The organism is Providencia sp. Je.9.19 (assembly GCF_051129765.1).
Lineage (GTDB): Bacteria > Pseudomonadota > Gammaproteobacteria > Enterobacterales > Enterobacteriaceae > Providencia.
In genome coordinates this window covers 133,529-150,944 of the sequence record NZ_JBCPSS010000006.1, presented here as the reverse complement: position 1 = coordinate 150,944, position 17,416 = coordinate 133,529, and the positions used below count along the sequence as shown (strand labels likewise).

General features: G+C 42.1%; 9 protein-coding genes. 7 read left to right on the top strand and 2 right to left on the bottom strand.

Annotated elements, in window-relative coordinates; translation table 11 throughout:
- The first annotated feature begins 10 nt into the window (after positions 1-10).
- Together AAZR93_RS18085 and AAZR93_RS18080 are read left to right on the top strand one after the other, a co-directional pair.
- Positions 11-11,551, top strand: coding sequence for a hemagglutinin repeat-containing protein (locus AAZR93_RS18085; RefSeq protein WP_434720627.1), 11,541 nt, complete (start codon positions 11-13; stop codon positions 11,549-11,551).
- Positions 11,552-11,562: 11 nt separating this feature from the next.
- Positions 11,563-12,045 (top strand): hypothetical protein, encoded by a 483-nt coding sequence (locus AAZR93_RS18080; RefSeq protein ID WP_434720626.1) that lies wholly within the window; start codon positions 11,563-11,565, stop codon positions 12,043-12,045.
- Here AAZR93_RS18080 and AAZR93_RS18075 read toward each other — a convergent pair.
- The gene (locus AAZR93_RS18075) at positions 11,959-12,192 is read right to left on the bottom strand and encodes a hypothetical protein (RefSeq protein ID WP_434720687.1); all 234 of its coding nucleotides are present in this window, start codon (positions 12,190-12,192) and stop codon (positions 11,959-11,961) included. The genes AAZR93_RS18080 and AAZR93_RS18075 overlap by 87 nt on opposite strands.
- A gap of 145 nt (positions 12,193-12,337) precedes the next feature.
- Between AAZR93_RS18075 and AAZR93_RS18070 the strand changes: the two genes are divergently transcribed.
- Together AAZR93_RS18070 and AAZR93_RS18065 are read left to right on the top strand one after the other, a co-directional pair.
- Positions 12,338-14,242: a VENN motif pre-toxin domain-containing protein gene (locus AAZR93_RS18070; RefSeq protein WP_434720625.1), complete on the top strand. Its 1,905-nt coding sequence runs from the start codon at positions 12,338-12,340 to the stop codon at positions 14,240-14,242.
- Position 14,243: 1 nt separating this feature from the next.
- Positions 14,244-14,636, top strand: coding sequence for a DUF6896 domain-containing protein (locus AAZR93_RS18065; protein WP_434720624.1), 393 nt, complete (start codon positions 14,244-14,246; stop codon positions 14,634-14,636).
- A 33-nt stretch (positions 14,637-14,669) separates the two neighbouring features.
- Here AAZR93_RS18065 and AAZR93_RS18060 read toward each other — a convergent pair whose 3' ends face one another.
- The gene (locus AAZR93_RS18060; RefSeq protein ID WP_434720623.1) at positions 14,670-14,864 is read right to left on the bottom strand and encodes a SymE family type I addiction module toxin; all 195 of its coding nucleotides are present in this window, start codon (positions 14,862-14,864) and stop codon (positions 14,670-14,672) included.
- 136 nt (positions 14,865-15,000) lie between these two features.
- On the opposite strand from AAZR93_RS18060, the gene AAZR93_RS18055 reads away from it, so the two are divergent.
- The 3 genes from AAZR93_RS18055 to AAZR93_RS18045 all read left to right on the top strand — a co-directional run bounded on the left by AAZR93_RS18055 (position 15,001) and on the right by AAZR93_RS18045 (position 17,386).
- Entirely contained in the window at positions 15,001-15,240 is a 240-nt protein-coding gene (locus AAZR93_RS18055) for a hypothetical protein (protein ID WP_434720622.1), read from the top strand.
- A gap of 127 nt (positions 15,241-15,367) precedes the next feature.
- On the top strand, positions 15,368-16,147 hold the full coding sequence (locus AAZR93_RS18050) for a sulfite exporter TauE/SafE family protein (protein ID WP_294108668.1): 780 nt from the start codon (positions 15,368-15,370) through the stop codon (positions 16,145-16,147).
- 231 nt (positions 16,148-16,378) lie between these two features.
- A complete protein-coding gene (locus AAZR93_RS18045; protein WP_294350095.1) occupies positions 16,379-17,386 on the top strand; it encodes a LacI family DNA-binding transcriptional regulator in 1,008 nt (335 codons plus the stop codon).
- Positions 17,387-17,416 lie beyond the last annotated feature (30 nt).

Below are 17,416 nucleotides of genomic sequence, written 5' to 3'. Positions count from 1 at the left end.
GCACATCAGGATGAATAAGTTATTTTACCGCTTAATTTTTAATGCAGCCCGCCAAATGGTGATGGTCGTCGCGGATATAACGCGTAGTCATCGTGCGGAACCTGCTTGCCACAGTGAAAATCGTGTCGAGAAAACAGCCAGCAGTCGCATTCGTTGGTCAATCAAGCCACTCGTCACTTCCCTTTGGTTGACGCTGGGCATGGTGAGTTTTAGCGCGTCGTCATCTACCATCGTAGCGGATGGTAATGCGCCGGGAAATCAGCAGCCTACCATTGTGAATACCCAAAATGGTTTACCTCAAGTCAATATTCAAGCGCCTAACCGTGACGGGGTTTCGCGTAATCAATACAGCCAATTTGATGTGGATAACAAAGGCGCGATTTTAAATAACAGCAGCACCAATGTGAATACTCAGCTCGGGGGTATAATTCAAGGCAATGACTGGTTAGCCAAAGGTGAAGCTAGGATTATTTTAAATGAGGTCAACAGCCGCAACCCAAGCCAACTCAATGGTTTTATTGAAGTGGCGGGTAAAAAGGCTGATGTGATCATTGCTAATCCGGCGGGGATCACTTGTAACGGTTGTGGCTTTATCAATGCCGATAAAGCCTTACTTTCAGCGGGTAAGACGCTGATCGAAAATGGTAAAATTAAAGGTTTTGAGGTTGATAAAGGGAGTATCAATGTTATTGGTCAAGGCTATAACGGCAACGGAACTAACTATACGGCACTGATTGCTCGCTCGGTGAATATCAATGCCAAACTGCATGCGAAAGAACTAGCCATCACTACCGGTAAAAATACCGTTGCCGCAGATGGTCAAACGATCCTTAAAACGGATAATTCATCCACCGATGATCAACCAGAATTTGCGCTCGATGTTGCTGCTCTTGGTGGTATGTACGCGAATACCATCAAAATGCGTGGTACTGAACACGGCGTGGGCGTGCGCAATGCGGGGCATATTGGCGCAGAGGCAGGCGATATTACGTTATCCGTTGACGGTAAAATTGGTAATGCTGGGGTAATAACAACCAACCAAAATATCGCGATAGACAGCCAACAAACGATTAATAATAGCGGCACCGTATTGGCACAAAACGATATTCAGCTCAATGCAAAACAAGCAATAACGAACACAAATAAAGGCCAAATTGTCGCAGAGCATGATGCGACGTTGAATGCTGATCAAATTAATAGCGATACAACGGCATTATTAGCTGCGGGCGTAGACAGTAAAGGGAAATTAACTTCAGCAGGTTCATTAACGGTTAAAGGCCAAAAAGACGTTGCATTGCAGGGGGATATTGTTGCCAAAGACAGCTTAATCGCCACAGGCGGTTCACTCGACTTGTCTGATTCCAATACTCAAGCCAAAAATATTTCACTGACGTCAACAGTAACCGATATCCGCACGAAAGATGCGCACCTACAAGCCAACGATAGAGCCACACTGACGGCTAAAACGGGTATTGATAATCAAAACGGTGAAATTGTTGCCAATGAACTCACCTTAACAGCTCCTGAATTTATTAAAAACCAGCAAGGTAAATTAGTTCAAAAAGGCAATTCAAAAAATATCTTAAATACTAAGGTATTCGAAAACCAGCAGGGGGAAATTAACTTTGCGGGTGACACCGTTGTATCAACACAACAACTGAATAACCAGTCCGGAAAGATATTAAGTCGTGATGGTAAAGTCGATATTCAAACTAAAAATCTAGACAACCAACAAGGGACAATCTTAGCCTCGGGCAAACAAGGGCTTACCATCAAGGCGGATAAGCTGGATGGACAAAAAGGGGAAATCCTGACCCGTGGCGTATTAAGCTTAGCAGGGCAATCCATTAATTTGGATAATGGAGCCACCCAAGCTGAACAAATCACCTTGAAAGCTAATGCGCTCTCTCACCGCCAAGGGAATCTACTACAGACGGGCAATAAAGCCATGACCGTTGAAATCGCCACGACGTTGAATAATCGTGGGGGAAGCGTGTCATCCAAAGGTGATTTGCATATACTTGCAGATAGCCTTGATAACAGCGATGGTAAATTATTCACGAGTACTAACAAACAGTTAGCACTTACTGCAACTACTGAGTTGAATAACACGCGAGGCGTGATTCAAACAGATAAGTATTTAGCCATTAAAGCCAATAAACTGGTTAATTCTCAAGGGAAAATCAGTAGCTTATCAGGGGCAGCATTGCTCAGTGCAAATCAGTTGGATGGTAATAAAGGGACGATTTTTGCGCAAGATACCTTACGGATTGAAAGTGCCAATATCAATCTAAGCCAAGGTTTTACTCAAGCAAACCAGATTTCCATTTTAGCCAACAACTTCACACATCAGAATGCAACGTTACTGCAAACAGGTGAAGGAAAAACGGAACTACACATTCAAAGTCAATTTGATAATCAGCGAGGGGAAATCTCTAGCAATGGTCAAATTGATATTGTGGCAAACAGCTTGAATAACCAAGATGGTAAAATCATTGCCGCAAAATTGGGTAAGCTGACGCTCAGCATTCAACAGACGCTGAATAATACTCAAGGGATATTATTAGGTAATCAAGGTATTCAATTAGCGGCGAATCGCTTAATTAACCAATCGGGTAAACTCATTGCGAGTTTTGGTGATAACCAATTAACGCTCAAGCAGTTAGATGGCGAGAAAGGCGAAATCCTCTCGAAAGGTAAGTTGGCTTTGACCGGAGATAATCTCAATCTCAATGATGCCATTACACAAGCCGATAAACTCCAAATTCAAGGACAAAATCTCTCCCATCAACGTGGAAAAATGCTGCAAACTGGCAGCGAAAACGGTGAAATTAAGCTGACTCAAACCCTTGATAACCAATCGGGTAACATCAGCAGCCAAGGCACGTTAAATTTGGATGTTAATAAACTGGCTAACCAACAAGGCGTTGTGGTTGCCGCAAAAGCGGGTGCATTAATTTTAAATGCTAAAGGCGGTGTGGATAACACACAAGGTACCCTTTTTGCCGAGCAAAATTTGACGCTCAATGCACCGTTGCTCGCTAACGTTGACGGTAAAATCATTAATAAAAACGGGGATATGTTAATTTCCGCTGAAAGCGTGCAAGGTCAGCGAGGGGAAATGGTTGCGGATGGGGAGTTAGTGCTACATGGTCAAGAAATTGACCTGACTGCGGCGAATACCCAAGCGAAACATATCGAACTGACCGCAAATAATTTAAATCATCAGCAAGGTACAATGACCCAATTGGGTGAGCAACAAGGCACAATTTTAGTTTCTCAATACCTGAATAATCAAGCGGGTAATATCAGTGGTAATGGTTCGTGGCTGATCAACGCGAATACCCTTGGAAACCAGCACGGTAAAATATTCAGTGCGAAAATGGGCGAGCTAGACTTACACATTCAGCAAGCGCTGGATAACACGGGTGGAACGTTAACCGGTCGCCAAGGTGTATTTATTGAGACCCAATCACTGATTAACCGTACTGGTAAAGTTATTGCCAATATGGGAAATGTCACCTTGAATAGCCAATCGCTGGAGGGCGAGAAAGGTGAAATACTGGCAGCTAACACCTTGAATATTCAGGGTGGAAGCCTTTCGCTTAATCAGGCTACGACGCAAGCCGATCAGATTTTAATAACTGCTAATATTCTTGATCACCAAGGCGGTAAGTTATTACAAACGGGTGATAAAGCGGGAAAAATAACGCTTCAAGGTCAATTAAATAACCACGCGGGTGAAATCGGCAGTAATGGTGATTTTACGATTAAAGCCGACGCATTAAATAATCAGGCTGGACAAATTCTAACGGCGAATAGCGGGCATTTATCCCTTGATTTAAAAAATACATTATCCAACCAAAGTGGCGTGATTGTGGGTGATAATGGGCTGGAAATTACGGCGAGCCAGTTGGATAACCAACAAGGAAAACTGGTTGCTCGCCATGGCGATACTACGCTGGATGTTACCCATACAATCAATAATCAAGCAGGGTTAATTGCGGCAGCGCAATTGTTGCAGATGCGTAATCAAGCGCTGCAAAACCAGCAGGGTTATCTTCAAGCCAATACCATCAATATCGATACGCATAATCAATTGTTTGATAATACGGGTGGTTCGCTATTAGCTCAGCAAAAATTGACTTTAAATAGCGGTAAAATTGAAAACCAACAAGGTTCAATTCAGTCTGGCAGCGACATGCAGATTGATACCCATGGGAAGCAACTCAATAATACCCAAAGTGGAGAAGACAAAGGCATTTACGCACAAGGCGGGCTAATTTTAACCACTGGACAACTCAATAATGAGCAAGGTCGCATTGTCGCTAAAACCGCATTGGATTTAAAAAGCCAAAACTTAAACAACCAGCAAGGTTTGATTGGTAGCCAGTCTGCTATTTTGATGAAAACGCAACAGTTGGATAATAGCCAAGGTGTGATCAAAGGGCAATCCATCACCCTTGATACCCAAGGACAGCGTTTAATTAATACGGCTAAAACTGATGAGCAAGGGATTTTTGCTAGCCAAGGATTAGCGCTAGCTATTGGTGAATTAATTAACCGACAAGGCCATATCCAAGCAAATAATATCACGTTAACAACGCAGAAAAACCGTGTTGATAATAACCAAGGTGAGATTTTAGCCAGTCAAACTTTGAGCCTAAAGAGTGGTGAATTTGATAACCAACAAGGGCGTGTGCAGGCAGGCCAACAGCTATCGTTCAACACTTATGGGCAACTTCTCAACAATAACGACACACAAAAAAGTGGTGGGTTGTTAAGCGGTGGCCGTCTAACCCTCAATAGCGGTAAATTAACGAACCAGCAAGGACAAATCCAAAGCGCAGCGGCAAGTGAATTAACCACTCAAGTCTTGAATAATCAGCAAGGGCAAATTTATTCAGGCGGTTTATTAGATATCAATACTCAGAAAAACAAGGTATTGAATCAAAATGGTGTACTGGCGAGTGAGGGGCAATTCACGCTAAAAGCTAATGATCTGAATAACCAGCAAGGGTTCGTACAAGGCAAAAAAGGCTTAAATATCGATGCTCATCAGATTGATAACCAAAAAGGCACTCTGCTAAGCAAATCCTCAGCACAAGTAACAGGCGCTTCTCTTAATAACCGCGAGGGCACCCTGCAATCACAGGGAAATACTGACTTAACGATCGCGCAGCATATCGATAATCAGCAAGGAAAGATTTTGTCGGGGGCTAATCTGAATATTGGTAGCCAACGTCTGAACAATACTGAAGGTACTGTTCAAGGGCTAAACAATGTTGAATTGGCTGTAGTGCAACAGCTTGATAATCAACAAGGTTGGATCAAAGCCAATGAAAGCCTAAATGTCACAGCGCAAAAGATTGATAACCAAAATACGGCTAAAGCAGGGAAAGGGATCGAAGGGCAAAATGTTACCTTTAAAACAACAGATTTAAATAACCAAACCGGTGCTATTCGTGCAGGGAAAGCTATCGATGCCGTTGTGGCGCAAAGTTTAAATAACATTCAAGGAATGATGTCAACGGGCTCGGCGCTTATTATTACGGATAATGCCAAAGGGAAAGCCTTAGCGATATCAAACCAACAAGGGGTGATGGTCAGCAATGGTTCTGCGAGTGTATCGGCGAATCAATTAACGGGCGAAGGCAAGCTTATTACTCAAAAAGCGTTGACGTTGAGCCTATCTCAAGCTTTTACAAACCAAGGTCGTATTCAGGCTGGTGAACATTTAACCGCTAATTTTGCGCAAGGGCTCACGAATAGTGGGCTAATTTCTAGCCTTGGTGAGCTCGCACTCACTACCACGACGGTCATCAATCAACTTTCCGGTGAAATCAGCGGGCAAAATACCCGTATTAAAGCGAGTGGTCAGGTGCTCAATACCGGGTTAATTGACGGTGTGTTAACGCATATCATGGCAAATTCATTGGATAATTTAGGCACTGGACGCATTTATGGTGACTTCTTGTCCATTGCCGTCAAAACCTTGGTTAATGATAAGCAAGGGGACAAAGCGGCAGTTATTGCAGGGCGTAAAGCCGTTAATATTGCGGTTTCTGAGTTGTTAAATCGCGATCATGCTTTGATTTACAGTGATGGTGACTTACATATTGGCAACTCGTTAAATGACCAATTGCAAGCCACAGGTCATGCAACCCAAGTGAAAAACCACAGTGCGAATATCGAAGCGGCGGGTAATTTAACGTTGAAAACCAATCTGCTTGAAAACAAAGATATTCATTTAGAACTGACGGATAAACCAATTGAAATGAGCCGTGAGCATTTTGATTGGTTTGATTATGGTAATGGCAAACGTTATAAAATTCAGCCACGTAATGGTAACGAAACCCGTTATGCGATTAATGATGATGGCACGCTGAATAAAGAAGTGGGTATTCACTACGAAAAATCCAATCGCTGGCGGATGTTTGAAAATGGTAATTGGACAAAAGATTTTTATGAATACGATTACGACCGTGTTGTTTATGAAACTCAGGTTATCAATCGTGATGCTGCACTGATCACCAGTGGGAAACATTTAACCCTTGATGGGCAACAGCTTAGTAATGAAAACTCACGCGTAGTGGCAGGACAAAACTTGATCCTAACAGGCAATGACCTGAATAACGAAGAAGCGCAAGGTATTCGCCGTATTGTTGAGGATGGTAAGACGATTTATCGTTATAAAGGCGGTAAAAAATGGAAAACACGTGAGTCGGTTTATGCATATCAAGGGGTTAATCGTGAAGACGACTTGTCGTTACATTTATTGGAAGTCACAGATAATGCGGGTGGTATTGATAAAACCCAACTTGATTCAGCGAAAGTTAACAAACTTGATGGCGCAGCAGAGACGGTTTCTGAATCAATCCTAAAAGAAAACCAAGGGGCAACACTCACTGAGCAAACATTAAAAGACAGTAAAAATACGCCTCTCGAACTTTCTGCGGGTCAACAAGTTGAAGTCACTCAGTTGCCCTCTGTTTCGGCTAAAGTTGATGTGACGGATAATAAAACCGTAGGAGCAACGACTCAGGCAGATGATGCCAATGTCGGGAGTGGTGTTGAGGTTCAAGGACAAACCGATGCCGGTAAAGGGGAAAAGGCCACCGCAGAAACAGGGCCTCAAGGTAAAGATAACCTGGATACCGTGATAAGAACCGTCGGGCCCAACACCAAACTACCGGATAACAGCTTGTTTAACCTCACTCCGGGTAGTGATAGTCAATTTTTGATTGAAACAGACCCACGCTTTACCAATTACAAAAAATGGTTATCGAGTATCGATATTGTCACCAACGAGCAACTGCATAAGCGTTTAGGCGATGGCTATTATGAGCAGCGCTTAGTGCGAGACCAACTGATTGAAACTACCGGTCAACGCTTGCTAGGCAATTATCATAGTGATGAAGAGCAGTATCGGGCGTTGCTGACTAATGGCGTCGCATTCGGTCATCAATTTAACCTGACACCGGGCATTTCATTATCACCCACGCAAATGGCGAACTTGACCACCGATATTGTGTGGATGGTCAACAAAGAAGTCACTCTGCCCGATGGTCGCGTTGAGTTAGTCAGTGTGCCTCAAGTGTACGTCCGTGCGCGCCAAGGAGATTTAAATGGTAATGGCGCATTGCTGGCGGGTCGTAATGTGTCTGCTGATATGGTGGGTAATCTTCTCAATAGTGGCGAAATCAGTAGCCGTGAACTGACCGATTTACGTGCAGAAAACATTGAAAATAGTGGTCGACTCCAAGGAAAAGATGTTCAGCTCAATGCATTGAAAGATATTAAAAATATTGGTGGTGAAATTCGTGGGTTAGACAGCGTATCACTTTCTGCAGGACGCGATATTTTTAGTGAAACCACACAACGTAGCGAGGGCAACGCCCAATGGCTCGATCGCCCTGCTAGTATTTATGTCACTGGTGATAATGGACAATTGACCTTAAAAGCTGTGCAAGATATCAACTTGATCGCGACAGATATTGGCAATTTAGGTGTCGATGGTAAAACCGCAATTATTGCCGGACGTGATATTAGTTTAGAAACTCGCGATGTCAGTTCTGCATTTGATTACACTCGTAATTCAAATAATTATTATCGTGGTTCAAACAGTACGGAAGTCGGTACGCAGATCCAAACTCAAGGGGATTTAACGTTATCCGCAGGACAAGACCTTTCCGCTCGCGCAGCGAATGTCTCTAGTGGCGGCGAACTGGCAGTCAATGTTGGGCGAGATATTAACCTAACCTCCGGTGTTGAAACTCGAGATTACGCGAAGCATACAAAAAGTACAGATAAAGGCTTTTTATCTAGTACGACGAAAGAAAATCATGATGAAGTCAACGAGCGCACGGCAATCAGCAGCACGCTGAGTGGCGATAGTGTGAAAGTGACGGCAGGGAATGACGTGAATATTCAGGGCAGCAATGTTCTGGGCACAAACGATGTTACCGTCAATGCAGGCAACCAACTGAATGTCACCACATCTGACGAGGCGTTGTATGAAACGCACATGTCGAAAACGACCAAATCGGGACTGATGAGCACGGGTGGGTTAGGCTTTACAGTGGGTTCAAACTCACAAAAAGTCACCACCGAAACTGACAGTAATCAGAAAAAAGGTAGTGTCATTGGGAGTAGCGCAGGTAGCGTAACATTGAATGCTAGTGATACCGCATCGATTCATGGCAGTGATGTGATTGCCGCGAAAGATATTAATATCACGGGAAGTGATGTGTCCATCACTGCCGCTGAAAATAGCCGTACTGATATTACCACAGTGGAAAGTAAATCCAGCGGTTTGACGGTCTCGCTAGGCGGTGCGGCAGGCAGCCTGTTAGATGGCATGGCGCAAACGGCCAAGTCAGCGAAAGAAGAAGATGACGGTCAGCTAGCGGCACTTAAAGGGATAAAAGCAGGGTTGCAAGGTGTTCAAGCCGAACAAGCCGGAGAATTAGCCGGACTTAAAAAAGGCGGTAGCGTCAAAGATGCTTTCGGTGTGAATGTGTCTTATGGTAGCAGCTCTTCAAAATCGACCACTAAAACCGAACAAAACACGGCATCCGGTAGCAGTCTCAGTGCGGGGGATAATATTAATCTCACTGCGACGGGTAAAAAAGAGGGAAGCCAAGGCAATATAGCCGTGCAAGGCAGTCAGTTGACCGCGGATAAAGATATCACGCTGACTGCGAAAAATGATATCGATTTGACCAGTGCTAGCAATACGCAAAAAGTGGATGGCAAAAATTCGAGTTCAGGTAGCTCCATTGGGGCGGGTATCAGTACTGGCGGTTGGAACGTTAATGCCAGTGTTAATAAAGGCAGTGGTTTTGAAAAAGGCAACAGTGAGTTTTATACCGATACGCAGGTGGATGCAGGCAAACAATTAACCCTTAATAGTGGCAAAGATACTACGTTAACGGGAGCGCAAGTTAGCGGCGAAACAGTGAAAGCCAATGTGGGCGGTGATTTAACGTTATCGAGCCAACAAACTACGGATAAATACGACTCTAAGCAAACAAGTGGCAGTCTTTCAGGCAGTATTGGTTCAGGAATGAACACAACCGCCTCCATAAACGCCAGCAAAACCAAAATGCACAGTGATTATCAATCCGTTGACCAGCAAACGGGTCTCAACGCCGGTAAGGGCGGTTTTGATATCACGGTCGGCAATCATACCCAGCTTGACGGTGCGGTGATTGGCAGCACGGCAGAGTCGGGCAAAAATAAACTGGATACGGGCACATTGGGCTTTGGTGATATTAAAAACAAAGCGGAGTACCAAGTCGAAAGTCACAGTGCCGGTTTTAGTACGGGCGGCTCACCGTTTGCCGACCAACTGGCGGGTAATGCGGCAGGCTCGCTACTGACGAATGTGAATAATAAGGGTGAGTCGAGTAATACCACTCAATCGGCGGTATCCGAAGGTGAGATTGTTATTCGCGATAAGGATAATCAGAAACAAGATATCAATGAGTTAAGCCGTGATACGGATAATGCCCATGAGAAGCTCAATACCATTTTTGATAAAGAAAAAGAGCAGAAACGGATTGAGAAAACGCAGTTAATTGGCGAGTTGGGTAAGCAAATTACTGATATTGCCGTGACAGATGCGACGATTAATGCGACAAAAGAAGTTAACAAGAATCATCCATCTCTTAGTGGTAAAGAACGCGAAGAGGCTATTCAGGCCGAAATCAATGGTTCTGGCTGGGGGGTAGGCGGTGATAAGCGGCGGATTGTCGAGTCAGGAACTGCGTTAATTCAAGGCTTGGTAAGTGGTGATGTGAACAAAGCGGTGGCGAATGCGAGTGCGCCGTATATTGCGAACTATATAGGTCAATATATCGAAGATGATAAAGCGAAAGTTGCCGCACACGGTATTGCCAATGTTGCATTAGCGCTGGCAAAAGGTGAAAATGCAGGAGCACAATCGCTTGGCGCGATGACAGCTGAAGCGGTTGGTATGCTGTCCAAAGAGCTTTATGGAAAAGACCCGAGTAAGCTGACGGAAGATGAAAAAGCGACGGTGAGTGCGTTTGCGAGTTTGGCGGCAGGTATTGCGGGTGGATTAGTTGGCGGTGATACCTCCAGTGCTGCAAATGCCGCCGAGGCAGGGAAGACGACGGTTGAGAATAACTATTTACATGGTAAGGAAATCATTACTTTTGTTGGTTCGTTCGCTAATGCAAAAACACTTGAAGAGAAAAAACAGTTACAGCAAGATATTGATAAGCTAGACAAACAACTTCAGTCAAAAGCGGAAGGATGGGGAATATCAACCAATGATATGAAGAGTGCATTAGCAGACCTGAAAACGTTGGAAGGCTTGCCAGACTGTAATGCACAATGTCAAGAAATGGTAAGAGATTCAATATCTAAACTCGAACCTGCATTAGAAAATAGGATCAATAAACATTCATCACAAACAGAGAATCTTAAAGAGCTAACGGGTATTTTAGCCACTGTGATAGTGTTGAATGAAAATGGATTGATTGATGGTCGAACCACTACATCAGGAAGTGGTAAAGGGATATCTAGCAGTACAGGATCTTCCAAATTGGATGATTCAATTAAAGGAAGCACGAAACCCATAGGAAAAGATGTTATTGGAGCCCCTGTTTACACCGCTAAAAATCCATTAAGTCCAGTACAACAGAGAGACGCATATGGAAATGAAATTGTTTATAGAACAATGTCACCAAAGCAATATGAACGATTCTTGAATACAGGTGTAATGCCTGCAACCACTGAAACATCGGTATCTCCTGTTTTAAGTTATTCATCTAAGTATGAAGGAATTATGGTGAAAATAGCTGTTAAGCCGGGTACATTTGCTGAGTTAGAAAAAATAGGTATTGCGGCAAATAAGGCTACGTCAAAAGAATTTCCTAACATGTCAACTCAAACAGGTAAATGGATGGATACAAATACTCGATTCAAAGTGGAGGGTGGACAAATGACAACTCAGCTTGGACAAGGACAAGGAATGGAAATATTTAACAAAAATATTGTTCACTTTGAAAAGGTTCAATAAAGGAAATATGTATGTTGTTAATACTAGATAATCACGAAAGATCAATGAAGAAAGTTTACACACTTTCTGAAGAGCTAAAAGAAGATCCTGAATATGCCACTTTAACTAGAGCAGTTACGCTTGATGAGTCAAAGCCAAATATAGGACTGAATGGAACTTTTGGTCTGTTTGATACAAAAGAATGGTGGGACAGTATCAAACAGAGAAAAATGCCACTACTATTTTTGAATGGAGTAATCAAAAGAAGTTATGTTGCAGGGCAAGATTTGTCGAAGTTCAATAATGCTATTGACTTATTACTAGATGATGGCTCAATAAAAATGGTTAGCATATATGTTAATAAAGAGTCGGATGCCGATTTATTTAAAGTTGGGCATGAGGTGAATATTGTTTATGCTTTAGATGAGTTAAAACCAGCTGCTGCAAAACTTTTTGGTCAAAAGTACAATCAAATAGCACTTGAAATGGCTGTTTCTCTTGAACCAGTAATTTAATGTAACTTTCTTTAAATAAAAGATCCCAGCCCCACACAGGGATCTCTTTAGCTGTCTCACTCCCCTCTCAGCCAGCCAGATAATCAACTGCCCGGCTTGGCGAGTGAGGGGGCAGTGACTGCCTACCTCAAATCCCATCTCTTTCAGCCACTTACCGCTTAAGGTGAGTTGTGGGCTGGGGTTGGGTTTACCTCGGTTGGGGGGGGTAACCCACTGTATACTGTCTGGTTTTAATCACTTCTTCTTTTTTTTAGTCGTCAGTATTTCTACTTTAAACGCCAGCAAAACTAAAATGCACGGTGATTATCAATCGGTTGACCAGCAAACGGGTCTCAACGCCGGTAAGGGTGGCTTTGATATCACGGTCGGCAATCATACTCAGCTTGACGGTGCGGTGATTGGTAGCACGGCAGAGTCGGGCAAAAATAAACTGGATACGGGCACATTGGGCTTTGGTGATATTAAAAACAAAGCGGAGTACCAAGTCGAAAGTCACAGTGCCGGTTTTAGTACGGGCGGCTCACCGTTTGCCGACCAACTGGCTGGAAATGCGGCAGGCTCGCTACTGACAAATGTGAATAATAAGGGTGAGTCGAGTAATACCACTCAATCGGCGGTGTCGGAAGGGCAATTGATTATTCGCGATAAGGATAATCAGAAACAAGATATCAATGAGTTAAGCCGTGATACGGATAATGCCCATGAGAAGTTGGGCACGATTTTTGATAAAGAAAAAGAGCAAAAACGGATTGAAAAAACGCAGTTAATTGGCGAGTTGGGTAGGCAGATTACTGATATTGCCGTGACGGATGCGACGATTAATGCGACAAAAGAGGCGAATGAGAAAAAGACAATCCCGACACCACAAGAGCGTGAGACTGCGAAAAAAGCGCTTGAAGTACAAGGTAAAGTGGTCAGTGATGAGGCGATTGATAACTATATTCACGAGCAAGTTATTCAGGCGAAAGTGAATGAGTCAGGCTGGGGTGTAGGGGGCGATAAGCGGCGGATAGTTGAGTCAGGTACGGCTTTAATCCAAGGTTTAGTTAATGGTGATATGAACAAAGCGGTGGCGAATGCCAGTGCGCCGTATATTGCGAATGAAATTGCTAAACAGATACCGGCAGAAAATAAGGAAGGGCGGATTATAGCCCATGGTATTGCCAATGTTGCATTAGCCCTTGCAAAAGGCGAAAATGCAGGCGCACAATCGCTCGGTGCAATGACAGCCGAAGCGGTTGGAATGCTGTCCAAAGAGCTTTATGGAAAAGACCCGAGTAAGCTGACGGAAGATGAAAAAGCGACGGTGAGTGCGTTTGCGAGTTTGGCGGCAGGTATTGCGGGTGGATTAGTTGGCGGTGATACCTCCAGTGCTGCAAATGCAGCAGAGGCAGGGAAGACGACGGTTGAGAATAACCATTTAAGCCCTGAAAAGACGAAAGCCAGAAGTGAAGAATTTGCGAAATGCGACGGTGATAGTAGCTGCCGCGCTGAGGTTAGAGATATTTATCGAAAAGAATACGATAAAGTTCAGGAGCAAATAAATAACTGTAGTAGCCCAGACCAATGTGTTGCTGTCGCAAAAGAGTTAAAAGAGTGGCAGAAAATTTACTCTGAAAGAGAGAAAGAGCTACAAGATAAAGCACATAACAATGGCGGCATTGCTGCCCTCACTGACGCTGAACGGAAAGAATGGGCTGAGATTAGAGGCACACTTCCGAATCTAGAAGGTTCTCGCAATTTAGCAATCTATCGTGCTGAACAGTTAGGCGGTTCAGCGGAAACTACAAAAGAACGTGATTTAGCGATGGCGGCGGCAGGGATCGGTTCTGGTATTGGAAGTGGGAAAGGTGGAAGTAAGAATACAAACAAAGATCCACAAACTAGCCAGCCAAACCAACAACAGTATAAAAATGTTTCGCCTAGCACTTTAATTGGGAGGCAAGATAATACTGAAATGTCAGGCTCGCAAGTTAAACGCTTAGTGAAAGATATGAAAGCAAATGGTTTCAACAAAGATGAACCAATTGATGTTGCTGTTGTTAATGGAAAAATGATTATTATTGACGGCCACCATCGAGCTGAAGCTGCAAGAAAGGCTGGTATTAAAGATATTCCTATTAGAATTAATACAGTAACGAAAGAGCAAGGCGATCAATTATTACGCGAAGCAGCAGAAGCAAGAGCTAGGAGATAGCATGCTAATCCCAATAAATGATGCAACATTGAGAAATTTTGTTGTGACCCAAAAGAAATTAGTCACATCGTTTATGGAACAATATCCAAACGTAAAGGATTATCAATTTTTATTGGATTTCCCTAAACATGGAACGATCCGAGTTGATGATAATGTTTGGAACTTTTCAAAACATGGAAAAGGAATCAAATTTTATCTAGGTGATTCATCCAGTGCAAAGGTAGTAGATATTCATTGCAATATTACCGAACCTGAAATGTTTGATTTATGGCGTTTGAGTCAGTATTTTCAATTAGACAATGATGCTGAATTGAAAAGTCTATTAGATGATATGGTTAGGTCAGGTTTATTACTTATTTCTGATAAATTTTATACATTTACAAGTTGTATATAAGATCCCAGTCACACTGGGATCTCCTTAGCCGTTTTACTCCCCCTCGGCCAACCGGATAATCAACTGTCTGGCTTGGCGGGTGAGGGTGTAATGGCTTCCCACCTCAAACCCCCTCTCTTTCAGCCACTTACCGCTTAAGGTCAGTTGTGGGCTGGGGTTGGGTTTACCTCGGTTGGGGGCGTAACCCACTGTATACTTTCTGGTTTTGACCACTTCCTCTTTAGTCATCAGTATTTCTACTTTAAACGCCAGCAAAACCAAAATGCACAGTGATTATCAATCGGTTGACTAGCAAACGGGTCTCAACGCCGGTAAGGGTGGTTTTGATATCACGGTTGGCAATCATACTCAGCTTGACGGTGCGGTGATAGGTAGCACGGCAGAGTCGGGCAAAAATAAACTGGATGCGGGCACATTGGGCTTTGGTGATATTAAAAATAAAGCGGAGTACCAAGTCGAAAGTCACAGTGCCGGTTTTAGTACGGGCGGCTCACCGTTTGCCGACCAACTGGCGGGTAATGCGGCAGGTTCGCTACTGACGAATGTGAATAATAAAGTTAGCAGCAGTAACACTATTTATTCCACGCTGGTTGATAGTGGGTAAAATAGTATTATTCGCAGCTATGTTTACATAGTTGTCGTTGATTAATATTATTGCACTGAATATATCTCTGGCTTATGCTTTAATGAACTTAGCGTAAATATTGCGATTTTATAAGTAAAATTCTGCCATGCTAATACTGATATTTGAAGGTTTATTGATAGGTTGTTTGCTTGGTTTAACTGGTGCTGGTGGTGGTATTTTGGCGGTTCCTGCGCTAATTGCAAGCCAAGGTTGGAGTGTGGCTCAGGCTGCGCCTGTTGGGCTATTAGCAGTAACACTCGCTGCCTTTGTGGGGGTGATCGAAGGGCTAATTAACAAAAATATTCGTTATAAAGCAGCTCTGTGGATGGCTTTAATTAGTATTCCTTTTGCAAAATATGGCGTGTACTTAGCCAATATTATTCCATCAGTATGGCTAACTTTTGTATTTAGTCTGGTCATGTTTTTTATCGCTTATCGTATTTTTTATAATAAACTAAATGAGTTAGATGATGCTCCTTGTCGCATTAATCAACAAACAGGGCGGTTTATCTGGAATTTTAAAACAGCGCTTATTTTAGGGGGGATCGGTATTATTGCGGGACTATTAACTGGGGCTCTTGGTGTTGGCGGTGGTTTTGTGATTGTTCCTGCATTGTGTAAAGCCACTAACTTAAAAATGAAAAGTATTGTTGCTACCTCGTTAATGGTAATTTTTTTAATTGGTAGTATTAGTATTTCAGTTAATTTATTAAATGGCTTTCAATATCCTATTAATATTAGTACCACCTTCGTTTTATCTTGCATCTCAGGGCTATTAATTGGGCGAAAAATAATAACATATATTTCAGCTAAAACAGTGCAAATAATATTTGCTTATACTGTTATTGTAGTTGCTTGTTATATGTTTTATTTGTCTTTGTTTTAATTAATGAGATTTTTATAATGAAAATTAATTTCATATTTTAACTCGTCAATTTGATTTTGATAATAAGCTTCTTTGAAATGCTACTTATTTTATTTGTTTGAAAGGAAATAGATTTATCTTCATTGATAAATTGGTATAATGAGGAATCGCATACTCATCACGACTGATAATAGCTAAAAAAATTTATATCATATTAATCAGAGTGGTCATTGAAGGTTGACTAATATAATTATGTCTAAACAAGATAGCTCAACAACGATAATTGATATAGCTAAGCGGGCTAATGTGACCGATATCACGGTCTCTAGGGCATTTAATCATCCTGAAATGGTAAAAAAAGAGACCAGAGATAAAATATTAGCGATTGCTCAAGAATTAAACTATGTACCTAATTTTTTTGCTCGTAATCTAAAAAATAATAACAGCCGTATTATAGGCGTAGTTACTGATAGTACGTTTAATCCATTCTATGTTGTATTAATCCAAACAGTTTCTCGATTAGCCAAAGAAAAGGGCTATCAGGTCATGATCTTTGATTCGGATAGTGACGAAAAAGCCGAGCAAACCGCTATTGAAACTTTAGTGAGTTATAAAGCCAGTGGCATTTTATTATCCCCTGTTCGTGATGATAAAAATTATCAACCAAGTTATCTTTCATTAATTGACCAGCACAGAGTTCCATTAGTTTTTGTCGACCGTTCTATTTATGGCTATGGTGAGAAATATTCAGGATTATTTTTGAAAAATTTTGAAATTGGTGCATTAACGGGTGAGTTTTTGAGTAAGCAACATTGTGATAATATTTTAGTTGTTTCTGGCCCTAAAAGTTCTGAAATTAGTATTTCACGTCTTTCTGGAATATATGAAAGTTTTTCTAATCGAAAAAATTTCAATGTGCTTTATAGTAGCTATGTGTTTAATAAAAAAGATGAAGCCTATCTTAGAGAGAAAATTCAGGCGTTTTATACACCTAATATGTATATTGTCGGGTTAAACGGTATTATCACAGCAGGTATGTATAAAATAATTTCAGAGCTCGGATTATCTTGCCGTTATTTTTCTGTTGATTTACCGCCTTATGCAGATACTTATCACTTATCGATTTCTGGTGTACATCATGATTCGGTTTATTTAGGGAAATTAACAGCTGATCTTCTATTTTCAGAGATAGAAAAAAACTCAAATGATAATAGTGAATCTAAACAAATATTTGTCGATGGGAAGCTTGTTGTATATTAAAAAATGATAGTACTAAATAAAAAGGTTCAC